General features: G+C 62.3%; 22 protein-coding genes. 8 read left to right on the plus strand and 14 right to left on the minus strand.

The features are described 5' to 3' along the window. A partial coding sequence (locus EOB36_RS26780) for a DJ-1/PfpI family protein (RefSeq protein WP_128286071.1) occupies positions 1-839 on the minus strand: 839 nt, incomplete at its 3' end. A 129-nt stretch (positions 840-968) separates the two neighbouring features. Here EOB36_RS26780 and EOB36_RS26785 point away from each other — a divergent pair. Then, positions 969-1,613, plus strand: a complete 645-nt coding sequence (locus EOB36_RS26785) for a cysteine hydrolase family protein (RefSeq protein WP_128286072.1) — start codon at positions 969-971, stop codon at positions 1,611-1,613. Positions 1,614-1,787: 174 nt separating this feature from the next. Here the strand turns inward: EOB36_RS26785 and EOB36_RS26790 are convergent, their stop codons facing one another. The 7 genes from EOB36_RS26790 to EOB36_RS26825 all read right to left on the minus strand — a co-directional run bounded on the left by EOB36_RS26790 (position 1,788) and on the right by EOB36_RS26825 (position 11,208). Next, positions 1,788-3,467, minus strand: a complete 1,680-nt coding sequence (locus EOB36_RS26790) for a formate--tetrahydrofolate ligase (protein ID WP_095484189.1) — start codon at positions 3,465-3,467, stop codon at positions 1,788-1,790. 317 nt (positions 3,468-3,784) lie between these two features. Further along, on the minus strand, positions 3,785-4,180 hold the full coding sequence (locus tag EOB36_RS26795) for an ester cyclase (RefSeq protein WP_128286073.1): 396 nt from the start codon (positions 4,178-4,180) through the stop codon (positions 3,785-3,787). Positions 4,181-4,342: 162 nt separating this feature from the next. Beyond that, positions 4,343-5,485 (minus strand): DUF2333 family protein, encoded by a 1,143-nt coding sequence (locus EOB36_RS26800; protein WP_126105235.1) that lies wholly within the window; start codon positions 5,483-5,485, stop codon positions 4,343-4,345. 51 nt (positions 5,486-5,536) lie between these two features. Beyond that, positions 5,537-6,841 (minus strand): DUF6638 family protein, encoded by a 1,305-nt coding sequence (locus tag EOB36_RS26805; protein ID WP_126105236.1) that lies wholly within the window; start codon positions 6,839-6,841, stop codon positions 5,537-5,539. Between the two features lie 162 nt (positions 6,842-7,003). Continuing rightward, on the minus strand, positions 7,004-8,914 hold the full coding sequence (locus EOB36_RS26815; RefSeq protein ID WP_128286074.1) for an ATP-binding protein: 1,911 nt from the start codon (positions 8,912-8,914) through the stop codon (positions 7,004-7,006). 24 nt (positions 8,915-8,938) lie between these two features. Next, positions 8,939-10,084 carry a hypothetical protein gene (locus tag EOB36_RS26820; protein ID WP_095484195.1) on the minus strand — a complete coding sequence of 382 codons (1,146 nt, stop codon included), beginning with the start codon at positions 10,082-10,084 and terminating at the stop codon, positions 8,939-8,941. A gap of 35 nt (positions 10,085-10,119) precedes the next feature. Beyond that, the gene (locus EOB36_RS26825) at positions 10,120-11,208 is read right to left on the minus strand and encodes a hypothetical protein (RefSeq protein WP_126105239.1); all 1,089 of its coding nucleotides are present in this window, start codon (positions 11,206-11,208) and stop codon (positions 10,120-10,122) included. Between the two features lie 263 nt (positions 11,209-11,471). On the opposite strand from EOB36_RS26825, the gene EOB36_RS26830 reads away from it, so the two are divergent. Beyond that, positions 11,472-12,782, plus strand: coding sequence for a Mur ligase family protein (locus EOB36_RS26830; protein WP_126105240.1), 1,311 nt, complete (start codon positions 11,472-11,474; stop codon positions 12,780-12,782). Here EOB36_RS26830 and EOB36_RS26835 read toward each other — a convergent pair. From EOB36_RS26835 to EOB36_RS26850, 4 genes are all read right to left on the minus strand, one after another. After that, positions 12,751-14,118 (minus strand): Mur ligase family protein, encoded by a 1,368-nt coding sequence (locus tag EOB36_RS26835; protein ID WP_128286075.1) that lies wholly within the window; start codon positions 14,116-14,118, stop codon positions 12,751-12,753. The genes EOB36_RS26830 and EOB36_RS26835 overlap by 32 nt on opposite strands. A gap of 123 nt (positions 14,119-14,241) precedes the next feature. Then, entirely contained in the window at positions 14,242-15,441 is a 1,200-nt protein-coding gene (locus EOB36_RS26840; protein WP_128286076.1) for a glycosyltransferase, read from the minus strand. Between the two features lie 92 nt (positions 15,442-15,533). Further along, positions 15,534-16,139, minus strand: coding sequence for a thymidine kinase (locus EOB36_RS26845; RefSeq protein ID WP_095484199.1), 606 nt, complete (start codon positions 16,137-16,139; stop codon positions 15,534-15,536). A gap of 46 nt (positions 16,140-16,185) precedes the next feature. Next, on the minus strand, positions 16,186-16,383 hold the full coding sequence (locus EOB36_RS26850; protein ID WP_095484200.1) for a hypothetical protein: 198 nt from the start codon (positions 16,381-16,383) through the stop codon (positions 16,186-16,188). Positions 16,384-16,406: 23 nt separating this feature from the next. Here EOB36_RS26850 and EOB36_RS26855 point away from each other — a divergent pair, with 23 nt between their 5' ends. The 3 genes from EOB36_RS26855 to choV all read left to right on the plus strand — a co-directional run bounded on the left by EOB36_RS26855 (position 16,407) and on the right by choV (position 19,498). Next, positions 16,407-17,342, plus strand: a complete 936-nt coding sequence (locus EOB36_RS26855) for a choline ABC transporter substrate-binding protein (protein WP_128286077.1) — start codon at positions 16,407-16,409, stop codon at positions 17,340-17,342. A 123-nt stretch (positions 17,343-17,465) separates the two neighbouring features. Then, positions 17,466-18,320: a choline ABC transporter permease subunit gene (gene choW, locus EOB36_RS26860; protein WP_095484202.1), complete on the plus strand. Its 855-nt coding sequence runs from the start codon at positions 17,466-17,468 to the stop codon at positions 18,318-18,320. After that, positions 18,317-19,498 carry a choline ABC transporter ATP-binding protein gene (gene choV, locus EOB36_RS26865; protein ID WP_127204915.1) on the plus strand — a complete coding sequence of 394 codons (1,182 nt, stop codon included), beginning with the start codon at positions 18,317-18,319 and terminating at the stop codon, positions 19,496-19,498. Before choW ends, choV begins: the two co-directional genes overlap by 4 nt. Before the next feature lie 239 nt (positions 19,499-19,737). On the opposite strand, the gene EOB36_RS26875 is transcribed toward choV, so the two are convergent. Together EOB36_RS26875 and EOB36_RS26880 are read right to left on the minus strand one after the other, a co-directional pair. Beyond that, positions 19,738-21,141, minus strand: a complete 1,404-nt coding sequence (locus EOB36_RS26875) for an ATP-binding protein (protein ID WP_128286078.1) — start codon at positions 21,139-21,141, stop codon at positions 19,738-19,740. Beyond that, a complete protein-coding gene (locus EOB36_RS26880; RefSeq protein WP_128286079.1) occupies positions 21,138-21,854 on the minus strand; it encodes a response regulator transcription factor in 717 nt (238 codons plus the stop codon). The genes EOB36_RS26875 and EOB36_RS26880 overlap by 4 nt, the downstream gene beginning before the upstream one ends. A 237-nt stretch (positions 21,855-22,091) precedes the next feature. Here EOB36_RS26880 and EOB36_RS26885 point away from each other — a divergent pair, with 237 nt between their 5' ends. The 3 genes from EOB36_RS26885 to clpS all read left to right on the plus strand — a co-directional run bounded on the left by EOB36_RS26885 (position 22,092) and on the right by clpS (position 23,268). Continuing rightward, complete coding sequence (locus EOB36_RS26885; RefSeq protein WP_095484206.1) at positions 22,092-22,421, plus strand: hypothetical protein; 330 nt, start codon at positions 22,092-22,094, stop codon at positions 22,419-22,421. Positions 22,422-22,457: 36 nt separating this feature from the next. Then, complete coding sequence (locus EOB36_RS26890; RefSeq protein ID WP_095484207.1) at positions 22,458-22,673, plus strand: hypothetical protein; 216 nt, start codon at positions 22,458-22,460, stop codon at positions 22,671-22,673. Between the two features lie 289 nt (positions 22,674-22,962). Beyond that, a complete protein-coding gene (clpS, locus tag EOB36_RS26895) occupies positions 22,963-23,268 on the plus strand; it encodes an ATP-dependent Clp protease adapter ClpS (protein ID WP_126105247.1) in 306 nt (101 codons plus the stop codon). The last annotated feature ends 247 nt before the right edge of the window (positions 23,269-23,515 follow it).

The raw sequence follows: 23,515 nt of genomic DNA on the forward strand, positions 1-23,515 counted from the left end.
GATTTTTCCGTCGCTTCCAGCAGCCGCTGTGCCAGCGCGACGCGCTGGTCAATCAGCCAGTCGCCGAAGCTGGTGCCGATCGATTTTTGAAAGCGGCGCGTGAATGTCCGTCGGGTGAGGCCGGCGGCGGCGGCGACGCTGTCCAGGCTATGCGTCTCATCCAGCGTTTTGCGCACCTTGTCGAGTGCCTGTGTGAAGCGATCCGCGTTGCCGGTCCTAGCGATGGGACGTTCTATGAACTGCGCCTGCCCGCCTTGCCGATGGGGAGAAAGCACGATCTGCCGAGCAAGCCGAAGAGCCGCCTCCGCGCCGTAGCGGGCCCGCACGATATGGAGACAGCAGTCAAGCCCGGCGGCGACGCCGGCAGATGTCATGACATCACCATTGTCGATGTAAAGCACGTCCGGGTCGACGATCATGTCGGGATAAAGCGCCTGTAGCTGCTCGGTATAGGCCCAATGCGTCGCGGCTCGCCGCCCCGAAAGCAGTCCTGTCGCCGCAACAGCGAACGTGCCGAGGCACAGTCCGACAATCAATGCGCCGTTCCGGTGCGCTCGCAGCAGGGCCTCTACCAGAAACGCCGGTGGCGGATCGTCGAGGTCTCGCCAGCTTGGGACGATGACGATGTCAGCGCCATCGAGGCTGCCCAGCCCATGCGGCGCAGTCACGGTCAATCCTGCTTCGGTATGAATCGGCCCGCTTTCGATTGCACAGATGCGGAAGTCGAAGCGCGGCAAGCCGAGCGCGGCGCGATCCTCGCCGAATACAAGGCACGGTACGGAAAGGTGGAACGGACTGATGCCATCGAAGGCGATGGCTGCAACGATCGGATCGGCCATGATGAGCACCAATGAGGGTTAAAGCCGGATTGTCCCAATCCTTTCGGATAATGTCAATTGGGACACTGTTTGCAATTCGACGGCAGGCCTATCCTTGAACAATCAAAGCCGAACGGGAAAGGAAACTCCATGTCTGAACCAGCCACCTCAGCGCCACGCCGTGCCCTCATCGTCGTCGACATCCAGAACGACTATGACGGCGGCAACCTCGCCATCCAATATCCGCCGTTTCGCGACAGCGTCGTCAACGCGGCACGAGCGATGGACGCGGCCGCCGCGGCAGGCGTCAAGGTCGTGGTCATCAAGCAGCTAGCGCCAGAAACGTCGCCGATTTTCGCCAAAGGCAGCCACGGCGCCGAATTGCATCCCGAGATATCAAGGCGAAGCCGTGATCATTACGTCGAAAAGACCTTGCCGAGCGCCTTCACCGGCACGGACCTCGAGGACTGGTTGCGCGCCAACGCCATTGATACGATCACCGTCGTCGGCTATATGACGCACAATTGCGATCTCTCGACCATCATCCCCGCCGTCCACATGGGCTTTGCGGTGGAGTTCCTGTCCGACGCCACCGGCTCGGTGCCCTATGCCAACAGCGCCGGCTATGCTTCGGCCGAGGACATCCACCGCGTGGTGACTGTTATCCTGCAGTCGCGCTTCGCCGCCGTTCTCAAGACAGCCGAATGGATCGACTGCCTGAAGACCGGCACGCTGCCCGAACGCGACACGATCTACGCCTCCAACCAGCGCGCGCTGGCACGGAGCGCCGCTTAAAGCGCGTCGCGCCTGACAGGATTCATGCGACGCGCTTTAAGTTCTTGTTCTTATGCATGTCGTTATCCCAAAACCGCTGCGCACTTTTGGGCGACATGCATTGGAAATTTGTCTCGGGCAAGCAAAAGGGCGCCGTAGCGACGCGGCGCCCTTGTCATTCCGGCCTTCAAAATCTCAGAACAGGCCTTCGATCTGGCCCATCTCGTTCAGGAAGATCTTTTCCGAGGACGGCGCCTTGGGAAGACCGGGCATGGTCATGACCTCGCCGCAGATAACGACGATGAAGCCGGCGCCGGCAGACAATCTGACCTCGCGCACCGGCACGGTGTGGCCGGTCGGCGCGCCGCGCAGGTTCGGGTCGGTCGAGAACGAATATTGCGTCTTGGCCATGCAGACCGGCAGGTGGCCGTAGCCGGCGTGCTCCCAGGCGTGGAGCTGGTCGCGCACCGACTTGTCGGCGATCGCTTCGGAACCGCGATAGATGCGCTGGACGATGGTGTTGATCTTCTCGAACAGCGGCATGGCGTCGGGATAGAGCGGCGCAAACTGCGACGCGCCGGATTCGGCAAGCGCCACCACCCTGCTGGCGAGCTCCTCGATGCCGGCCGATCCGTGGGCCCAGTGCTTGCAAAGGATCGCCTCTTCGCCCATCGAGGCGACGTAGTCCTTCATCGCCTGGATTTCAGCGTCGGTGTCGGAGTAGAAATGGTTGATGGCGACGACCGCTGGCACGCCGAACTGCCTGATATTCTCGACGTGACGGCCGAGATTGGCGCAGCCCTTCTTGACCGCCTCGACATTCTCCTTGCCGAGATCTTCCTTCTTGACGCCGCCGTTCATCTTCATGGCGCGCACAGTGGCGACGATGACGGCTGCCGCCGGCTTCAGGCCGGCCTTGCGGCACTTGATGTCGAAGAATTTTTCGGCGCCGAGATCGGCGCCGAAACCGGCTTCGGTGACGACATAGTCGGCGAGCTTCAGCGCCGTCGTGGTGGCGACGACCGAGTTGCAGCCATGCGCGATGTTGGCGAACGGACCGCCGTGAACGAAGGCTGGGTTGTTCTCCAGCGTCTGCACCAGGTTGGGCTGCATGGCGTCCTTGAGCAGCACGGCCATGGCGCCGTCGGCCTTGAGGTCGCGGGCGTAGACGGCCGACTTGTCGCGGCGATAGGCGACGATGATGTCGCCGAGGCGCTTTTCCAGGTCCTTCAGGTCGGTGGCGAGGCACAGGATCGCCATGACTTCCGAGGCGACGGTGATGTCGAAGCCCCCTTCGCGCGGAAAGCCGTTGGCGACGCCGCCGAGCGAGCAGATGATCTCGCGCAGCGCCCGGTCGTTCATGTCCATGACGCGGCGCCAGACGACGCGGCGGTTGTCGATGCCGAGGTCGTTGCCCCAGTAGATGTGGTTGTCGATCAGCGCCGAAAGCAGATTATGCGCCGTGGTGATGGCATGGAAATCGCCGGTGAAGTGGAGGTTCATGTCTTCCATCGGCACGACCTGCGCATAGCCGCCGCCGGCAGCACCGCCCTTGACGCCGAAATTCGGCCCGAGCGAGGCCTCGCGGATGCAGACGATCGCCTTCTTGCCGATGCGGTTGAGACCGTCGCCGAGGCCCACCGTCGTCGTCGTCTTTCCTTCGCCGGCCGGCGTCGGGTTGATGGCGGTGACGAGGATCAGCTTGCCGTCCTTGTTCGCCTTCACCGACTTGATGAACTCGGCCGAGATCTTCGCCTTGTCGTGGCCGTAAGGCAAAAGATGCTCGCTTGGAATGCCGATCTTCTGGCCAATCTCCTGGATCTGCTTCTTGTCGGCGGCGCGCGCGATCTCGATGTCGGACTTCACTTCGGCCATGGCGGCTTTCCTCTGGATTGGACGGTGGAGGGGACGGGTTTGATCAGTATGGTCGCAAGCCTTTTCGAGACAGCCCGGCACTGCAGGCGAGGGCACGTTCTAGCCCTGTCGCTGCCATGGCGTCAACTTGCATGCAACTATGTTTCCTCTAGAGAAAGGCGGTTCTGTTTCCCGGGCGATCTGTTCCCGGGTCTTCGCGCCCGGTTGTCGCGCCGTATAGAAGCCAGAGCACGCGCCGTTTTGCCGTCTCAAAACAGCCGCGGAATGCACCGAATGCGACAGGGTTCGAGCGCCGGCCTGCGCCTCGGGTAGTTGCGCTAGAATGCGCCGATCTGGTGCATCAGCCCCAAGCCGTCAAGCTGGCCGAAATGTTCGACCACGACGCCGTTCTCAAGACGATCGATGTGAATCACGCCAACCGAGACTCGATTTCCGCTCGGTTCGACGCCATGGAAGATGCCGGTGTGCGTGCCCTCAAAGCGACAGCGCGTGACGACCTTATCGGCATCGCTGACGTAGTCGTCAATGACGTGATGTCCATCCGGGAATCCAACAAAGAACTCGGTCAGGGATTTGCGCCAGTCAGCGAAGCCGATCGGATTGGCGCTGCCGAGATGAACGGCGAGATCTGGAGAGACAAGACTGGACAGTTTATCCCAGTCTTGCGTGTCGATCGTGGCATAGAAATTTCGAGCAACTTCCCGGATATCCATCTCATGTCCTCGCTGGCTGCCGCCCAGCGGTTGAACGACGACGAGACGATCAGGTTCCGGTTCCACGCGATGCGCAGCCGACCTACTGCGTCAGCACGTTGCTGATCTCGACCAGGGGCAGCGGTGATTTCAAGCCAAGACGTCTTTCACTATTGGCTTCCTTCACCGATCCAGAACGGACCTGACCTCGACGAGGTTCGATCGCACCCTAAGCACATAGAATCCCATCGTGGTGAGATGGGTGGGCATGATCCAGCCATCCTCGCGGCCGTTGGAGATTATGAAAGGCCGGATGGCGAGCGCTGCCTTGAGCTGGCCTTCCACGCTGGTCCACAGCGGTGTGAGGCCGCGATTGTCGAGGATCTGCTGGAAGTCGTGATGCGCCGCCGTGAGGATGCCGTAATAGCCGTAGAGCTGGCCATAGGCGAACCAGAAGCGGTCGTCAGCGCGTGTGTCGAACCAGCCGCTGTTGAAGTTCTGCGAACGGTCGCGGATCATGTCCGATGTCGAGCCTATGTCGCTCGCGATCCGGTCGACGAACTGCATCAGATTGTCGGCGCGCGCGTTGAAGACAACCTCGCATTTCATCAGCCGGTCGTTGAAGGCGCGAAGGCTGGTCGCCGCCGTGCGATAGAAACTCGGCGTCGGGGTTTTCGGACCAAAGGGCCTGAGGCCGAAATACCAGGTTTCCTCGTCGAAGGTGATCGCGCCGCGCGCATCCTGCAGGTTCTGGTCGATCTGGCTGGTGCCGCGGACGCGGCCGAGTGTGTCGACGAGCTCGACCGCAGTGCGCCGGATGGCCTGATTGACCCCGCGCTGGAAGGAGGCCTTGTTGTCGAGAAACGGCGTGCGGTCCCAGTCCATCCCGAAGAACCCGAGCTTGTAGAGTATCATCGACGAGATCCAGGCGTTCTCGTTGACGTTGAAATCGATGAGATCGGCCGCGACCTGGACAATGGCCGAGTTTGTGCAGGTCTTGACCTCTCCCTCGACGCCAGCGGTTTCCCCGACGGCAGGAGGAGCGGGCTGCGCCGGGGCGGTTTCGGCCGGCTGGGTGAAATTATACGCCTCCGCATAGGCGGGATTGAAATTGCTCCAGACCTGCGTGTTCCAGATGAAGTAGCCGTAGAGGCCGACCAGCAAGAGCAGAGCGAGGCCGAGCACCGCCTTCAGGATCCAGCCGCGCTGTGTGTACCAGCGCCCAGCCCACATGAACGGCCACAGGATCACACCGATGGCGAAGCCGATACCGCGGCCGATCCACTGGAAAATCCGTGTGAAGAAATTCACGATCGGATCAAGCATTGCGATGTCACCCCCTCGTCAGTCAGCCAAGAATTCGATAAGGTTAGGCATTCAATCAGTAAGGCCGTAGAGGCGTGTGCGAAACGCCACCTTGTCTTTCAGATATGTGGTTTTCAGAACGTCCACAACATGCGATCGCCAGGCGTCGCTGAAGCCGTCATAGTCGCTGTAGAAGCCTGGTTTGTTGAAGACGTAACGCGAGACGAAATCCTGCGGCACGAAATCCGAGATCAGCTGGTTGGTCAGCCAGGCGTCGGGATGGTCGGGCTTGGCCCGGATCACCAGGAAACGCTGCTGCGGGAAGACGTCCTCAATCTTGAGCCGGCCGAGGTGAGCGATCTCGCGCTTGGCGGCGTTGAGGAAGGGAAAATTGCCGTCCCTGGTGATCAGGTCGGCATGGCCATGGATCCAGGTCTGCAGCCAGACCTTGTCGACGTCGGTCAGATTGCGATCGGGCTCGGCGTCGCGGATCAGCGCGCGCACCACCATCTCGGCGCGATGTTCGAGATAGCCTGATGTTTCGATCCATGAGGCGCGCGGCAGTTCGATGCGGCCGGTCGCGGCAAGGAACTTGAACACCTTGTCGGCATCATTGATCGAGAGGTAGCTCACTTGCCACGGCCGCGAGCGGCGGAAGCCGGGTGCTGCCGGGTCGCTGATCACCGTCGTCATGTCAGGATCGATGAACACATAGAGCCCGCCGAAATGGCTGGTCCAATAGGCGCTGTGGCGAAAGATCACCTGATCCGGCACCAGCGCGTTCTCGCGGATGTCGCCGCAGATCTTGGCAAGCTCCACCATGCGGGTGAGCATGGCGTTGTCGCGCCAGGCGTCCGGCTCCTGCTTCAACTGGTCGACGAGCTTGCCGAGTTCGGCGGCCTTGCCCAGCACGTCCTCCGCCGACAGCACCTTGAACTCGACCTGGTTGATCGACAGCAGATCCTCGATGTCGTCGACTTTTGGGACCGAATCCTCGATCTCGCCGTAGATGACATCCTTGATGGTCAGCGCGTCGATGGCGCGCTGGTTCTTCGACATGAACTCGAACATCAGTTGCGAGGTGTTGGAAAAGGCGGTGTGCACCACCGGCAGATCGATCTGCGACGGCGTCAGGATGATGAAACGGCGGTTGATCTCGTTGGGGTCGAGGTAGTTGTAGTCGCCGCATTCCTCGGCCACGTCAGGCGAGAAGCCGGTGCGGTCGATGTCGAAGCTCTTCAGCTTCGTCGGCTTCAGGCCGAAGGCGACCAAAGCCTTGTTATAACGCTGGATGAGATGCGGCTCCTCGATGGTCAACAGCCGGCCGTAGATCAGCTCGTTCTCGCGCAAAAGGTCGGATTTCTTGGCGGGGCTCATCTATCCCTTCTCCCCTTGTGGGAGAAGGTGGATCGGCGCGCCGCGCCGAGACGGTTGAGGGGTGCTGGACGGAGCGCCATCCGCGCCAAGCTGGAGCACCCCTCATCCGTCGCCTTCGGCGACACCTTCTCCCACAAGGGGAGAAGGGGGCGTCGGAGAACCTCACGCATTCCAGTTCCCCTTGGCCTTCAGCTCCTCGATCTCGCGCACCGCGCGGTCGCGCAGGCGGGTGTCGCGGATCATCTTGGTCACCGCCGCGTCGTCGGACTTGTCGGAGTAGCGGAACTCCGAGTCGGCGTAGCGGTTGACCTCCTGCATGACCATGTCCATCGAGAACGGCCCACGCAGTTCCTCGATCATCGCCTTCTTGTCGTCGTAACCCTTGTGCATGAAGACTTCCGGCTTCTCGAACCATTCGTCCGGCAGCTCGATGTCCATGGCGCGCATCTTTATCGCGTCGGTGACGTTCTTGATGGCGCGGCCGGTGAAACGCGGCTCGGCCTCCTTGATCATGTGCAGATAGGTGCCGATGTCGGCCATCGACTTCGGCGCGCCATTCTCCTTCATGTAGCGCTCGTAGACCTTCATCAGCCCGTCTTCCCTGGGTTTCTCGTGCTCTTCATAGGCTTCCATCACCGCGCGCTTGATCTCCTGGGCGGCGTAGAGCTTGTGGTCGCCGAGCGGGATCTTGTGGTTCTTGCCGGCGAGCAGCACGAAAATGTCGATATAGTCGTCGCGGCTCTGCGGCCCGTCGACCAGCCAGCGGGCGCCGGCGCGCTGGCGCAACGCGTCGTCGACGTTTTCGGGGTAGTTGGAGAACATGCCAAAGGAGCAGTTGCCGCGCACCACGGTGCCGGCGCCGGCAAATGCGTCCATCAGCACGCCGGTGATTTCCTGCTGGCCGGCCGAGGCGCGATCGTCAGAGCGGCGCGCCGCCACCTGATCGATGTCGTCGATGGTGCCGAAGCCGATGACGCGCGGATTCAGCACATTGTTGATGAACTGACGGCAGTTCTGGCCCGATTTGCCCTGGTAGGAGGAGATCTGATCGACGCCGAAATTCTCGTAGGCGAAGGGATATCCGGCGACCTGACAGTAACCGTTGACGAGACCGGCGATCATCTGGATCAGCGTCGTCTTGCCGGTGCCGGGCGCGCCATCGCCGATGAAGGTGAACAGGAAGCCGCCGAGCTCGACGAACGGGTTCAGCTCGCGCTCGAAATCGTAAGCCATCAGCATCTTGGCGAGCTTGACCGACTGGTATTTGGCGATGTGATTGCCGACAACCTCCTCCGGCTTCTTGAAGGTCATCACCAGCGGCTTCGACCGCTTGCCCGGTGCGACGTCGAAGCCATCCAGGATAAAGTCGTCGACGTCGATACGGATATGCGCGTTCTCGAACGGGCCGATGCCGTCGAAGCGGCCCTTTCGCGCCAAAAGCCCGTCGATGGCGACACGGGCAAAGGCGCGCCCCCGTGTCATCAGGTCGGCGTCATCCTTCGCGCCTGAAATCGCCCTGTCGAGCCCGGACACGATCGACTTCACCGCGTCCTGTGGCGTGTCGAACAAAAAGTCCGGCTCGGGCGTGTCGTTCGGCGCCTCGCCGTCGCTGTCGATCAGCTGGAACAGGTAGGAGGCGAGGCTGAAGGCCGAAATGTAGGCCGAGGCCGACAGCAGCTTCTTGAATGTGGCGGCCTCGTCGCCTTCGAGCGGCGCGCGGGCGTTTTTCGCCTGCAGGCTTTCGAGGTCTGACCCTTCGGCGAAGACGTCTGATATGGCCAGGGCGATCGCCAGCCCGCGCCGGGTGCGAAACAAAAGCATGTGCTGCGCAATGCTCAGCAGCTGATCGCCGGGATGGACGGCGGCGACTGTCTTGGAAAGCTCGACCTCGCGCGTGCGCCTGACCGAGCCGACCGAGACGGTCGAGACGAAGCGGCGGTTGGTGCCGGCAAGTGGGGTGCCGGATTCACGCGACGGGTCCTCCAGAACGACGATGCGGGTGATGAAGCTCTGCGCCGTGGCGCGGTGCTTTTCGATTGCCGCTTCCGAAATCGTGGTCAGGCCGGTGTCCATGAAGGATACTCCGCGGTTTGACGGTCAGACGTCACTGATCACCTGTCCTTTGGACAGGATGTGGACCTTGTAGCCCGAAAAGATCTTCTGCGCCTCGCCGGCGGCGTAAAGCGCCTGATACGCCTCATGTGGGATCAGCGCGTGGTTCTCGTAGCTCGACACGCCTTGCCGCGCGGCCTCCAGGTCGTCGGTGTCGATGAAGAATTCCTGCGTCGTCTTCTCGCTTGAAAACAGACCTTTGCGGCCTGGCTTCTCGGCCTTGGAATAGACCTCCTGGATGGTCCAGGTCAGCAGCCAGGCGTTTTCCGGCTTGCGCACCTTGGCTAGAACGTCGGTCACCGTCGAATTGTTCTCGGTGATCCCTGCCGAATAGAAGGGACCGAGCACGACGCGGCGCAGCTGCTTGGGGTGGAGCGGCTCGAAATCCTTGTCGAGGTTGACGGCGATCGTCGCCGGCGACAGCGTGTAGGCGGAATTCTTCTCGGTGAAGTCGTCGAAGCGATGGGCAAGCTCGGGATTGAGCAGCCCTTCAACGGGAAGCGGAATGTCGACCTTCTCGTTGAGCTTGCCGTTGCGGTCGACAAGCTGCTCGATCATCTCTTCTGAGGAATCCTCGACCGTCACCATGTAGACCAGCGGCAGGTTGGCGCTGCCGTCGAAGGTGGCCCAATGGACGAGGTAGTAAGGCCGCCCCGTCTTCGGATTGACCGAGACTTTTGCCGTCTGCGCCAATGTGAAGGGTCCGAAGGTCGTCTCGCTCTTGACGCCCTCCAGATAGAGCCGCTCGGCCATCGACTTCTGCAGCGCTTCGGGGAATTGCTTGTGGCGCAGGATGAAATCGGCCATTTCCTCGCGCAACTCGTCGGCCAGCGGTATGTTGGCGAGACGCGTATCGGCCTGGCGGCGGTCGTTCTCCAGCTCGAGCAGGTTCTGGAAAACCGGAAAGCCGCTTTCGGCGCGCGAAATGCGGAACGTCTCCATGAAACCCAGCCGGTTGCGCCAGCAGGCAAAGGAGTTGTCGAGCCGCGCGATGTATTCAGCAACGATCTTGGCGACGATGCCGTGCCGGTAGAGCGGCGAGCGATCGTCGCGCATGAACACTTCGAGGCCGCTGAGCGCTGCCGTGATCGCCGAGAAATAACGCGTTGCCGCTTCGTTTTCGGGGGTCATGCAGCCAGCCCTTGGGAGGTATGCGAGCGCAGCAATTACGACTGCACGTAGTTTGCCGCATTGTGCTTCTTAAGCACGTCGTCGAAGCGGCGGGCAAAGGCATCGTCGGCCAGCTTCTTGCGGCGCTGGATGTCGGCGGTCGCCACCATGTTCTTCTCGTGCATTTCGAGGAGATCGCCAATGTGCTTCTGCGAGGCAGCACCAATGCCGGCCATGGTCTCTTCGGCGGTGTTGTCGACCTGACTGCCCAGCGTGTTGATCTTGTGGGCGACGTCCTGCTGGGCGGCGGTCTTCAGCGAGTCTTCCAGCGCCTTGTAGAGCACGATGCGCTGCTCGGTATCGATGGTCAGCTTGTTGATCAGCGTCGACTGTGCCGCGATCTGGTTGTTGAGCGAATCGACGAAGGTCTGGAACATCGAGGTGTAGCGTTCCAGCGTCTGGCTTTCGGCCAGCAGCTCCTGCTCCTTGGCCTGCTTTTCGTTGTATTCCGTGGCCAGTTTCGAACGCTCGCCTTCAAGCTGCGTGCGCTCCTTCTGGCTGGTCGAGGCGGCGATCTTGTTCTCGATGTCGAGCAGCATCGGGTTGAGCTCTTCGATGCGCTTCTGCACGGTCTCGAGATTGGACATGGTTGTCTTGCGGCGTTCGATCACCTGCGACAGGCTGGCCTCGGAGGTCTTGTAGCGCTGGTCGAGAACCTGCTTCTGCGCCTTGAGGATGCCGACGATGGTATCGGATTTCGCCAGCAGCTCCTGCAGATTGCCGGCCAGCGACATGTTGCGGACACGGTCGGTGCGCATGCGCTGCTTGCTCTGACTGGAAAATATGCCGATGAAGCTTTCCCAGCCGGTGTAGTTCTTCATGCTCTCGAATTCGGCGCCGAAGACGTTGGTGGCGTCCTCCAGCCCGATGATCAGGTCGGCGATGTTGCCTTCCATCACCTTCTGCTGCTTCAGCACATCCTCGATCCGGGCGTTCTCGAGGTCGAAATTGGCGTCGCCGATCTTCTTGTCGGTCTTGGCGAGCGTGTCGAGCACCGTGCCGGACTGCTCGATTTTCGTGCGCATGTCCTGCACGACCTGCTTGGTCTTGGCAATTTCGGCATCGAAATTCTGCAATGTCGCCATAGGGGCCTCCCGCTTCGGCATCTGTTTCGTGTCGCGAACCGCCGCGAATATATGTGTGGCATGGGGGGAAGGGAAGGTGGAAGATTAGCAGGCCGATAAAGGATGGCGCCGAAGCCTGAAACAAAAAACCCGCCTCGCGGCGGGTGGTTGGCGCAATCAGCACCATACCCAAATCAATAGCATAACTGCCGTCACAAAGCAACCAATTGCGTTTCTTCCCGGTCGACAGGCTGCCACTGGACATTTGGTCAGCCGACGCGACAATGGCGCATGGAATCTGGCTGGGCGGCGCCTTGAACTTCGGCAATGGACTGAAACAATTCCGGCGGCGGCTGCGCGCGCAAGTGCGTGGGCTGATGCGGTCAAGGATGCCGGTCGCCATGATCACCGGTTCCGTCGGCAAGAGCACGACGAGCCGGATGCTGGCACGTATTCTCGAATGTCAGGGGCATGTCGTCGGCCTGACGACGACCGACGGCATTTATGTCGGCAGACAGATGATCCAGAGTGGCGACCGCGCTGGCTACAGCGGCGCGCGCACTGTGCTCGCCAGGCCCGACGTGACCGCCGCGGTTCTGGAGACGGCGCGCGGCGGCCTTAACCGGCGAGGGCTTTACCTCGGACGCTGCGACGTGGCGGCACTGCTCAACGTGCAGGACGAGCAGATCGGCATGGACGGCATCGAAACCGTTGCCGATATGGCCAGGCTGAAACGCAAGGTGACAGACGCCGCTCGGCGCGTCGTGCTTGGTGCTGATGACCCGTCGTGCCGTTTGCTGGCGGAGCAATATCGCCCGGGCCGGGTCACGCTGTTCGGCTTCGAGACACAAGACGATCTGGTCAGGCGTCACATTGCTGGAGGTCACGTCGCTTTCGTGGTCGAACATGAAGCGGGCCGCGAATGGATCGTTCGCCGCCAGGGCGACGCACGCCATTTGGTCGTCGACGCCTGGCAACTGCCTTCCTCGATGAACGGAGCCCTGCGCCACAACATAGCCAACGCAATGGCTGCGGCCGCACTTGCCGACGCCCTCGGCGTCCCTTTGGCCGTCATTGCCGAGGCGCTGCTTTCGCTATCGAATTCGGCAGAAGATTTGCCCAGCCGGTTCAACATTTTTGACCAGTATCCGTTCCGGATCGTGGTTGACCGGGCCAACAGTCCGCCCGCCACGCGGGCTTTGGTTGCGGCAGTGGCCCGAATCCCGGTTTCGGGCCGGCGTCTTTGCATGGTCAGCTGCTGGGGCAATCGCCCAGGGTTCAACTACGAGCGGGTCGCCGCTGCGATCACGCCGGGATTCGACATTTTCATATGCTACGAAGAGCCGATCTTCCGGCGCGGACGGCCGCCAGCCAAGATTGTCGAGTTGCTCAAGGCAGGTCTGATGAACTGCGGCGTGGCGGAAACCCGGATCCACAACGCCGGCAGTTACGAGGAAGGGCTGCGGCTGGCGGCCAGCCTCGCCACGGCGGACGATCTCCTGCTGGTGCTCGGCGCGCATGTCGGCGACATCAAGCCGGTCATGGACGACGTCTTCGGCCCAGTCAGGTTGAAGGACGACGCGGGAAGGGCGTGAAGCGCCGCCAGAGGCTCGCGCGTTTTCGTACCGCGCGCAGTTCATCTTTCTCGGCTGCGCGTATCTCCCGATGTTGCTCGAATGGAATCAGGTATTTCCCGCACTCCAGACAGCTTCTGGGATATCCGCAAACCGGCTCCCAGCAGCGAACATCGTGGTCTGCGGCAAGGGCTATGCGCTCGAGATGCAGATTGCGTGAGCCTTTGACCAGAATGACTTCGTCCGGCCGTTGCGTGGCCCTGACGTGCTCGGCGACTTGGCGGACCGAGCGCATTTCGAGGAAGCGGCCACTGTCGCGATCCTCTTGTGTCGCGCCCGAACGATGGGCATGCTCGCCGACGAAGACAATCTGGTCGCAAATCGCGCGCGCGGCGCGATAGGCGCTGCCATAGGCCTTTGCCGGCTTGCCGGCATAGTCGGCGATATGACCAAGCACCACGCGCTTGTAACCGGCATCGGCATGCCCAAGCATGTCGAAGGCCAGCCCGAGCGAATGAAATGGCGTCTTCGCCGTGTCGACAAAGAACGTCGGCCCCTCACGCACCTGCCATACGCCGCACCGGGTCGGCATCGGCTCGAAGGTAGAGACCCTTTCGGCGATAATCCTGGCATCGACCCCGAGCTCAAGCGCCGCCGCAGCCGCTGCCGCCACGGCAAGCCAGAAATGTTCGGCGATGAGGCGTGTCCTGAGCGCAAGTGCGCCGCCTGGCCAGTGTATCGTCATGCTCAGCCGCTGAGGATAGGCGGCATGGATGTCGCGTGCGTGGTATCGGGCGCGCTCCGAGCGGCCGAAGGTCACGGACGGCGCAACGGTCTCCAGTGCCATCGCCGCGATAAGATCGTCGTCGACGTTCAGGATGGCGAGGCCGTCCGGTGCCAGCGACTCGACCAGCGCCTGCTTCTCTGCGGCGACTGCCGCTCTGCCGCCGAATGCCGAGTGATGCTCGTCGGCAATCAGCGTCATGATGGCGATGTCGGGTTTCAGAACCGAAGCCATCCGCGCCATGTCCCCCTTGGCCATGACCCCTAGTTCCATCACCGCATAGGCTGAATTTCGCGGCAAGCGCCAAAGCTTTTCGATCAGCCGGTTGAATGTGTTGCTCACCGTCAATTTGTGGACGGAACCGCTGCCTTCAAGGATATGAGCCAGAAGCTCCGCCGTCGTGGTCTTGGCCGAACTGCCGGTGATGCCGATCACGGTGGCTTTCGTTCGTCGACGGCGCAAGCGCGCCATCGCTACGCGATATTTGCCCTTCAATCGCCGCAAATTGGATCGCAAAGGTCCGGCGCGGTCGAGACCGAGCAGGCGTTTTGCTCGTGCGGAAAGTTGCTCCATTTTGTCGACACTTCCCCCTGCGGCCCGGCGGGACGACCGGACAGGCGTTCATCTTCTACCTTGTCCACAGCCCGTTGCAACGTTGTGCCAGAGGGAGTCTGCACCGGCGTTACCAATGTGAGGTTATGGCTTGGCGGCCGGCCGCCGCGCCGACAGGCCGTCGACGGCCTGCAGGATCGACCGTTCGATCGCTGCGAAGGAATGCCTGTCGCGCGCGAACGCCCGCCCCGCGGCGGCCATCTTAGCGGCCTTTTGCGGCTCTGCGGCGAAGGTCACGATTGTCGCGGCAAGCTCGCCGGCATCGCTGCCGGACAGAAAGTGCGTGCCTGCTTCCAGGCCGAGCCCCTCGACGGCCTTTTTCGTGGCGCAGACGACCAGTCCTGCGGCCATCGCCTCCAGCACCTTGATGCGGGTTCCGCCACCGAACCTCAGCGGGATCGGCGCATAGCCGGCGGCGGCCAGCAGGTCCGGCAGGCGCGGTGGGTTTTCGACGAGATTGAGCCCGTGCTTAGCGCAGTAGTGGCGCACGATTCCGCGCGGGTTCTTGCCGGCGACGGTGATCGACCAGTCGCGGCCGGACGCCGCAAAGCGCGGCACCATCTTGCGACCGATCTGCTTGACCGCGTCGATGTTGGGGAAGTAACCGAGGTGGCCGATAAAGCAGAGGCGGATTTCCTGGTATCGCCGGTCGGCAATCGGCAGGGAAAGCATGGTCTCGTCGGGGATGGGATTGACGATCACCTTGACGAAGTCAGGGGCAGGGGCCGGTCCCAGTGCCAGCGTCGCCCGGTCCGCTTCGGAGCAGACCCAGACCTGGTCGGCCGTCTTCGCGGCGAGGATATCGGCTTCGCGTGCCTGGGCAATCTTGGCCCGATGCTCGCGAAAACGCCGCAGACGCTGCCACAAGGACAGCGCGCCGATGCGGTCCGCCAGCGTGCGCGAATCGATGTTGTGCAGGTCGACGACGGTCCGACCGCCAAGCTCCGGGGCCAACGCCAGCAATTGCGAAAGTGCGATGTCTTCGACCACGACGAGGTCGGGCGCGAAATTTTTCCAGATCGCGGCCGCTTCGGCCAGTTCGTCGGCCGGGATCAAATGCACGGTCGGATGCGCGCTGCGCTTCTGCCAGGGGCCGCGACCGCGGGCCGCCTCGATGATCCGGTGCCGGATGTTGGGCGGCGGGGAGGGCGCCGGCCCGCCAGTGAAGCTCACGGTCAGAACTTCGCCGAGCGCGGTGAGCGCCCGCGCATTGGCGGCGTTCCTGATTTCGGCACCCGAAACCGGCGGATACGGACAGTCGACCGTGAATTGCAGAATTTTCATTATTGGCCCCCGCCTGGATCGTAGCTGGGCACCGATGAAAGCGAAATAGCGCTGGTCAGGCTCAATGCATGTCGCACAAAAGCATGTGCGCTTTAGGTGAAGCCGATGAAATCGTCGGGCGAGGCGCGGCCCATTTCCTCTTCCCAATGGCGGCGGCAGAGCGAGACATAGACATCCTTGCCGATCGCCACCTGTTCGCCCTGTCTCGCCACCTTGCCGTCCGCGCCAAGGCGCACGACCATCGTCGCCTTGCGGCCGCAGCGGCAGATGGTGCGCACCTCGCGCAATTCGTCTGATATCGCCAGAAGCGCACGCGAGCCGGAAAACAGCTTGCCCTGGAAATCCGTGCGCAGGCCGTAGCACATCACCGGGATGTCCAGCCGGTCGGCGATGCGGGCGAGCTGCCATGCTTGCTCCTCCTCGAGGAACTGTGCCTCGTCGACGAAGACGCAATGCACCGTCGTATGGTCGTGATGCTCGGCGACCCGGGCGAACAGATCGTCGCCGTCGCGGAACATCTCGGCTTCCGTCTCAAGGCCGATGCGCGACGAGATCAGCCCGGTATCGCCCTTGCGGTAGTGGCCGGCGACGAACAGCATCGTCGTCATGCCGCGCTCGCGGTAATTGTAGGAAGCCTGCAGCAGCATCGTCGTCTTGCCGGCATTCATCGTCGCATAGTGGAAGTACAGCTTGGCCATGCCGCCCTTTTAAGCCGAGTTCGCATGGCGCGGGGAGGGGGCGTCCTCACATTCCACCGGAAAGGCGCATTTCATCGGAAAAGCGGCTGGCCAGCAGAAAAGCGGCTGGAGCAGCAGGCAGCGTGTCGCTGATCGGCCAGTCCGCGCCGTTGATCGCGATTGCCTTATTGCTTGAAACCGCACCAGAATGGTGTTTGGCTGACGAAACAAAGCGGAGATAAAAACCGTAACTTCGCTTCGCCAAAGAATCGAAATGGGAGAATTTTTATGTCGCGTCTCAATTCCTTCGTCGCCGGCCTCGGCCTGGCGGCTTTCCTGTCCACCAGTGCAGCTTTCGCCGCCGATCCGGAAAGCTGTAAGACGGTGCGTCTCTCCGATGTCGGCTGGACCGATATCCAGGCGACGACCGGCGTCGCCTCGGTGCTGCTCACCGCGCTCGGCTACGAGCCGGAAGTGATCCAGCTTTCGGTGCCGGTGACCTACGCGTCGCTGAAGAACAAGGACCTCGACGTCTTCCTCGGCAACTGGATGCCGTCGATGACCGCCGACATCAAGGAGTACACCGCCGACGGCTCGGTCGAGACCGTCAGCGAAAACCTCAGCGGCGCCGGTTACGGCATCGTCGTGCCGACCTATGTGGCGGACGCCGGCGTCAAGACGCTGACCGACCTCGGCAAGTTCAAGGACAAGTTCGACGGCAAGATCTATGGCATCGAGGCCGGCAATGACGGCAACCGCATCATCCTCGACATGATCAAGGACCCGGCGACCAATCTCGAAGGTTTCGAACTGATCGAATCCTCCGAGGCCGGCATGCTCACCCAGGCCGAGCAGTCGATGAAGAACAACGAATGGATCGCCTTCCTCGGCTGGACGCCGCATCCGGTGATGGGCGCCATGAAACTCGCCTATCTCGACGGCATGGGCGACAGCGGCTTCGGCGCCGCCACCGTGCATACCAACGTGCGCAAGGGCTACATGACCGAATGCCCGAATGTCGGCAAGTTCATCGCCAATCTGAAGTTCAATCTGGACATGGAAGGCGAGATGATGGACGCGATCCTGAAGGGCGGCGACGCCAATACGGTCGCGACCGACTGGCTGAAGAAGCACCCGGATGCGGTCACCCCCTGGCTTGCCGGCGTGACCACTTTCGACGGCGGCGATGCGGCGGCGGCGGTCAAGACCGCGCTCGGAAGCTGAGCCGATAACCTTGAATTCGGGATAATTGGAACGAGGGCAGCCACGTAGAAAAGGCTGCCCTTTTTCATATCCTGTGACAAGATGACCGTCCGGCAAGGACGGCGCCGACAGAAGAGGGGCTAGATGGATCCGATCTCCAAATTCCTGGTCAGCTACAAGATTCCGATAGGCGCTTGGGGAAAGGCCTTCTTCACCTTCCTCACCGACAATTTCAACACCGTCCTCAGGGCCTTTTCCAACGGTCTCAATTTCCTGCTCGATGGGATGGTCGACGGACTTCTTCTGTTGCCGCCCGTCCTGCTCATCGCCTTGATCGCTTTGCTCGCCTATGTCCTGCAGCGTTCGAAGGGCCTGGCGCTCGCCGTCTTCATCGGATTGCTGTTCATCCTCAACCAGAACCTCTGGAAGCAGACAGTGGAGACGCTGGTGCTGGTGGTTGCCGCCGCCGCCGCCTCGATGGCAATCGGCGTGCCGCTCGGCATCTGGGCCGCGCACAAGCCGAAGGTCTACCGCATCATGCTGCCGGTGCTCGACCTGATGCAGACGCTGCCGACCTTCGTCTACCTGATCCCGGTGCTGACTTTGTTCGGGCTCGGCAACGCGCCCGGCCTGATCGTCACCATCATCTTCGTCATCCCGACCTCGGTCCGTCTCACCCATCTCGGTGTCGTCTCGGTGCCGAAATCGATCATCGAGGCCGGCGAGGCCTTCGGCGCCACCAGGCGCCAACTGCTCTGGAAGGTCGAGCTGCCTTCGGCCCTGCCCACCATCATGGCCGGCTTGACCCAGTCGATCATGCTGTCGCTGTCGATGGTGGTGTTCGCGGCCCTTATCGGCGCCGGCGGTCTCGGCACCGAGATCAACCGGGCGCTCGGCTCGCGCAGGATCGACCTCGGGCTCGAGGCCGGCCTCGCCATCGTCGTGCTGGCCATCGTGCTCGACCGGATGACCCGCATTGGCGTTGGAGGCAAGAAATGACCGTCGCCGTCGATTTCAGGAATGTCGATATCGTCTTCGGCAGCGATCAGGCCGGCTCGCTTGCGCTCATCGACAGCGGCGCCACCCGCGCCGAGATCCTCGAAAAGACCGGCAATGTGCTGGGCTGCGCCGGGGCAAGCCTCACCGTGCATGAAGGCGAGATTTCCGTGCTCATGGGCCTGTCCGGCTCCGGCAAGTCGACGCTGCTGCGCGCCGTCAATCGGCTGAACGTCGTTTCGCGCGGCCAGGTTCTCGTCAAGGACGGCGACAAGACCGTCGATGTCGTCACCTGCGACGAGGCGACCCTGCGGCGGCTGCGACAGAAGCAGGTGGCGATGGTGTTCCAGCAGTTCGGCTTGCTGCCGTGGCGCACGGTGGAGGAGAATGTCGGCCTCGGCCTCGAGCTCGCCGGCGTGCCCGAAGCCGAGCGCAAGGAGCGCGTGCATCGCCAGCTCAAACTGGTCAATCTCGACCAGTGGGCAAAGAAATACGCGCACGAGCTTTCCGGCGGCATGCAGCAGCGCGTCGGGCTGGCGCGCGCCTTTGCCACCGAAGCGCCGATCCTGTTGATGGACGAGCCGTTCTCGGCGCTCGACCCGCTGATCCGGACCAAGCTGCAGGACGAATTGCTGCAGCTTCAGGCCGAGCTGAAGAAGACCATCATCTTCGTCAGCCACGACCTCGAGGAGGCGCTGAAGATCGGCAGCCACATCACCATCATGGAAGGCGGGCGCATCGTGCAGACCGGCGCGCCGGAAGACATCGTGCTGCGCCCCGCCAACGACTATGTCCGCGACTTCATCGCCAATGTGAATCCGCTCTCGGTGCTGACCGCCTGGAACGTGATGCGCGACCGCCGCGACCTCGACCACGGCGAGGACGGCTGGGTGTGGCTCGACCGCCGCAAGACGACGCGTTTCAAGATCGACGAGCACGGGCTGGTGGCGGCGGCCGAGCGCGACGGCAAGCCGGCGTTCTGGGTGTCCTGCGCCGATGTCGAGGCGCAGCCGGAGGAGACGGCGCAGGTGTTCTGGGCCAATCCCGGCACCTCGCTGAAAACCGTGATGCTGGCCATGCACCGCTCGCAGACCGCGCCCGTGGCGCTGTTCGACGATCAGTCGCGCTTCGTCGGCGCCATCGGCATCAGGGATGTGTTGAGCGCGGTGTTGCGGCGGTAGTTTTTTCGCCTCGGGGAGAGAACGAAGACCAAAGGCCGAGTTCTGTCGCGCCCCCCTCTGTCCTGCCGGACATCTCCCCCACAGGTGGGGAGATTGGCTGTCATTGCCGATTTCGCCAACTACAAACGTTGGAATGTGAGAGCCGTCTGCGAAACTGCCGATCTCCCCACAAGTGGGGGAGATGGCCGGCAGGCCAGAGGGGGGCGCGAAGGAACGCTGCCTTGGCCCGATACCGCCAGCTACGCCAGCGGCAATCTCAGCTCCGTCAGCAAGCCGCTGCCGGGGTGATTGGACAGGCTTACCTCGCCGCCGGCGCCGCGGGCGATGTTGCGGGCAATCGTCAGGCCAAGGCCGAGGCCGCCGGTCTGGCGGTTGCGGGACTGTTCCAAGCGCACGAACGAGCCGAACACCGCGCCGAGCTCGGCCTGCGGTATGCCTGGTCCCTCGTCGCGGATGGCTAGCGTGATCGTCTTTCCCGATCGATGCAGGCTGAGATGCGCCCTCTTGCCGTAAGCCACGGCGTTCTGGACGAGATTGGTGACACAGCGCCTGAGCGCGACCGGCCGCGCAAGGCAGATGATGCCGCGCGACCGCGTGTCGTCATTGTCGAACGAAACCTCCTCGTAGCCGTCGGCGACCGATTCCACGAGCGACCAGAAATCGATCCGTTCGCTCTTCTCCTCGGTCACCTCGAAGGTGGCGAAGTCGATCACCGAGCTGGCAATCTCCTCGATGTCGGCGAGATCGTGCGCGAGTGCAGCACGAACTGTCGATTTCCGCAGCAGTTCGAGACGCAGCCGCATCCTCGTCAGCGGCGTTCGCAGGTCGTGCGCGAGCGCTGCCGCAAGATGTTCGCGATCCTCGACATAGTCGCGCAGCCTTGCCTGCATGGCATTGACCGCTTTTGCCGCGGTGCGGATCTCGCGACTGCCGGTCTCGGCGATCGGCGGGCTCTTTAGGTCGTTGCCGATCCGTTTCACCGCGGTTTCCATCATCCGGTAGGGCGCGGTCAGCCGGCGCAGCGACCAAATCGACATGGCCACCACCAGCCCGGCGATCAAGGCGTAGAGCGGCAGGCTGTCGAAGCTCAATATCGGCCCCATCGGTGTGTTCGGCTCGGTGAAGTTCAGCCATTGGCCGTCGGCGAAGCGGAGCGACGCTGTCAGCTTGTCGCTCTGGGCGAAATCGGCGGCCAGCACCAGGAGGTCGCGCTCGACCTCGCCGACATCGCGACCCTCGATCGCGCCCCCGTCGTCGGCTTCCCGTGTCGCCGGATCGCGCCGGACCCGCGCATCGGTAATGCCGAATTTCGACAGCCGCCCGACCAGTATGTCCTCCAGTTCGGCCAGTTCGTCGTCGCCCGCTATCGACGAGGCGACGGCGGGCGTGTCCGAAACGGTAAGCGCGTAGGTCGCGTTGGACAGGCCGGATGCGGTGGCCTTGCGTGCTTCGGGCGAGGCGGCATGCATCAGCTGCACCAGCGAGAAGGCGCGATCATTGAGCCTGTAGAGATCGACCACGTCGTTGGCGGCGGCACGGTCGCGCGAGACGATGTAAAGTGTCGTGATCTGGCTGATCAGCAGGCCGGCGATGACGATGAGCAGCACCCAGACGGGCAGGGTCTGCGGCAGGACGCGTCTCATTCTGAGGTCGTCTCGGGCAAGAACTGGTAGCCGCCGCTGCGCACGGTCAGGATCAGTTTCGGCGTTTTCGGGTCGTCCTCCATCTTGCGCCGCAGCCGGCTGACCAGAATGTCGACGCTGCGATCGAAGCTGTAGCCGCTGTCGCCGCCTGACAGTTCGATGAGCTGGTCGCGGCTCAGCACGCGCTGCGCGCTCTTGACGAAAGTCTGCAGCAGGTTGAACTCCGCCATGGTCAGCTCGATCCTGACATCGCCCGGCGCCATCAGCCGGCGGCGCGAACAGTCCATCGTCCAGCCGGCGAAATGGTAAATCTGCCGCGAGGTGGGCCGCCGCGGCTCGGCGGCGCCGTTGCGCCTAAGCACGGCTCGGATCCGCGCCAGCAGCTCGCGCGGATCGAAAGGTTTCGGCACGTAATCGTCGGCGCCCATTTCCAGCCCGACGACGCGGTCGGTCGTCTCGGTGACGGCGGTCAGCATGATGATCGGTGTCGCATGGTTGGCGCGAAGATCGCGGCAAAGCTCCAGCCCGCTCTTTCCGGGCAGCATGACGTCCAGAACGATAAGGTCCACCTGCGCGCGGCGCAGGACGGCTTCCATCTCGGTGCCGTCGGCGGCGACCGACGTGTGCAGCCCCCGTTTCTGGAAGAACTCCTGAAGCAGGTCGCGAATGCCCTTGTCGTCGTCGACGATCAGTATGTGCGCGTCGGATTTCACTGAGAGCCCTGCTGTCACTGATGGCTGAAACCGCCGTTCGATAATCACCCACACGATAGAATTCAGGCCATATGTTGGCCGGTGACGACAAGCGACTCCGAACAGGTTGCTCAGAAACAATCCAGAAACAAAATTCTACAGTTCGGAAAAACTCCCGAAAAAAATCAAAGGCATAAGTGGTGCCGTGGCGGTCAGGTCATCGGCTGCGGCACGCGTTACGGGATTACGGACAAACCAATGCAAAGGTTCTCGATCAGCTTGATGGGTGTGTTGCTCGGCATCTCGCTTATCACCGCCGCGGTCGAACAATCCTATGCAAAGGTGGCCGATGCAAAGGTGGCCGATACAAAGGCGGCGATCACCCGGAGCGAGCGTTGCAGCGATCTGAGCCGTCAATTCGACGAAGCCCTCGAAACCCATGCCGCGGCAACGCAGGTCACCGCGGCGAAGGCACTTCAAAGGAAGGGAAACCGGTTCTGCGCCAACAAGAAACAGGCACAGGGAATCCGGATGCTCGCCAACGCTTTGAAGCTGCTTGGAGTGACACCGATCGACCCCGTTCAGTGACCCTCAATCCGATCTGCACAACAAGGAAACGAAGCCATGAAAAAGTCCCTCCTCTCCGCTCTCGGTCTCGCCATCGCGCTTGCCTTCTCGATGCCGGTTCTCGGCGCCAGCAGCGCCAACGCCGCCACCACGACCGCGGCTGCGACGACCGCGACGACCGCTGCGCCGGCCAAGATGGTGAAGAAGGTCGCCGCCAAGAAGACCGTCAAGAAGCACAAGAAGCACGCAGTCAAGGCAGCTCCGAAGGCCTGATCCAGCGACATCTCTTGTCCACTAAGAAGACCGCTCCAGTGGCGATGCGCCTGGAGCGGTCTTCTTTTTCGTTCCAGATGGGCGGCATCTGTCGCGGAGCCAATCGAAATTCCCGCCGGGCTTCGCTGCACCAAGCCGTTGAATGGCAACCGGCAGTTCCCACATAGGCACGGACTTGTGAACGGCCGCACCCGCTTGGAAGGCGGTTTGCGCGCGGCTCAAAATGGACGATCGCTTTCGTTCATGTCAGAATAAAAGCGAAATTCTTGCGCGCAACTGCCGGGTTCCGATGCCTGAAATCACGACAAAACCCCGCACCAAGACGCAGCCGAAGATCGAACGGCCGAAGCTCTACAAGGTCATCCTCCTCAATGACGACTTCACGCCGCGCGAGTTCGTGGTGACGGTGCTCAAGGGCGAATTCAAGCTGAGCGAAGACCAGGCGCGGCGGGTGATGATCACCGCGCATCAGCGCGGCGTCTGCGTCGTCGCCGTCTTCACCAGGGACGTCGCCGAGACCAAGGCGACGCGGGCGACCGATGCCGGCAAAGCCAAGGGCTATCCGCTGATGTTCACGACGGAGCCGGAGGAGTAGTGCGGTTCGCGTTCTTCCTTCTCCCCTTGTGAGGGCTTTGCACGGGGAGCGAAGTGGAGTTCGGTGGTCAGTGGGGGCCTTTTTGAAGGCCGGCAGAGCGGTTTTCCGCGGCCCTTGCGAGGCCTTTGTCGGTTTAGGCAGCCATCCTGCCGGATTGTGGACGCACTCCTCCCTCATGTCCGCCTCTCATCGGGTGGATAGAGGACGCCAATCATGGTGCGCAGATTGTAAGCGCAGGCGGCCAGTA

The organism is Mesorhizobium sp. M6A.T.Cr.TU.017.01.1.1 (genome assembly GCF_004023115.1).
Taxonomy (GTDB): domain Bacteria; phylum Pseudomonadota; class Alphaproteobacteria; order Rhizobiales; family Rhizobiaceae; genus Mesorhizobium; species Mesorhizobium mediterraneum.

Excerpts from the sequence above, each read along its gene's own strand:
- EOB36_RS26785 (WP_128286072.1), top strand. The coding sequence starts at position 969 with ATGTCTGAACCAGCCACCTCAGCGCCACGCCGTGCCCTCATCGTCGTC.
- EOB36_RS26790 (WP_095484189.1), bottom strand. The coding sequence starts at position 3,467 with ATGGCCGAAGTGAAGTCCGACATCGAGATCGCGCGCGCCGCCGACAAG.
- EOB36_RS26795 (WP_128286073.1), bottom strand. The coding sequence starts at position 4,180 with ATGGATATCCGGGAAGTTGCTCGAAATTTCTATGCCACGATCGACACG.
- EOB36_RS26800 (WP_126105235.1), bottom strand. The coding sequence starts at position 5,485 with ATGCTTGATCCGATCGTGAATTTCTTCACACGGATTTTCCAGTGGATC.
- EOB36_RS26805 (WP_126105236.1), bottom strand. The coding sequence starts at position 6,841 with ATGAGCCCCGCCAAGAAATCCGACCTTTTGCGCGAGAACGAGCTGATC.
- EOB36_RS26815 (WP_128286074.1), bottom strand. The coding sequence starts at position 8,914 with ATGGACACCGGCCTGACCACGATTTCGGAAGCGGCAATCGAAAAGCAC.
- EOB36_RS26820 (WP_095484195.1), bottom strand. The coding sequence starts at position 10,084 with ATGACCCCCGAAAACGAAGCGGCAACGCGTTATTTCTCGGCGATCACG.
- EOB36_RS26825 (WP_126105239.1), bottom strand. The coding sequence starts at position 11,208 with ATGGCGACATTGCAGAATTTCGATGCCGAAATTGCCAAGACCAAGCAG.
- EOB36_RS26830 (WP_126105240.1), top strand. The coding sequence starts at position 11,472 with ATGGCGCATGGAATCTGGCTGGGCGGCGCCTTGAACTTCGGCAATGGA.
- EOB36_RS26835 (WP_128286075.1), bottom strand. The coding sequence starts at position 14,118 with ATGGAGCAACTTTCCGCACGAGCAAAACGCCTGCTCGGTCTCGACCGC.
- EOB36_RS26840 (WP_128286076.1), bottom strand. The coding sequence starts at position 15,441 with ATGAAAATTCTGCAATTCACGGTCGACTGTCCGTATCCGCCGGTTTCG.
- EOB36_RS26845 (WP_095484199.1), bottom strand. The coding sequence starts at position 16,139 with ATGGCCAAGCTGTACTTCCACTATGCGACGATGAATGCCGGCAAGACG.
- EOB36_RS26855 (WP_128286077.1), top strand. The coding sequence starts at position 16,407 with ATGTCGCGTCTCAATTCCTTCGTCGCCGGCCTCGGCCTGGCGGCTTTC.
- choW (WP_095484202.1), top strand. The coding sequence starts at position 17,466 with ATGGATCCGATCTCCAAATTCCTGGTCAGCTACAAGATTCCGATAGGC.
- choV (WP_127204915.1), top strand. The coding sequence starts at position 18,317 with ATGACCGTCGCCGTCGATTTCAGGAATGTCGATATCGTCTTCGGCAGC.
- EOB36_RS26875 (WP_128286078.1), bottom strand. The coding sequence starts at position 21,141 with ATGAGACGCGTCCTGCCGCAGACCCTGCCCGTCTGGGTGCTGCTCATC.
- EOB36_RS26885 (WP_095484206.1), top strand. The coding sequence starts at position 22,092 with ATGCAAAGGTTCTCGATCAGCTTGATGGGTGTGTTGCTCGGCATCTCG.
- EOB36_RS26890 (WP_095484207.1), top strand. The coding sequence starts at position 22,458 with ATGAAAAAGTCCCTCCTCTCCGCTCTCGGTCTCGCCATCGCGCTTGCC.
- clpS (WP_126105247.1), top strand. The coding sequence starts at position 22,963 with ATGCCTGAAATCACGACAAAACCCCGCACCAAGACGCAGCCGAAGATC.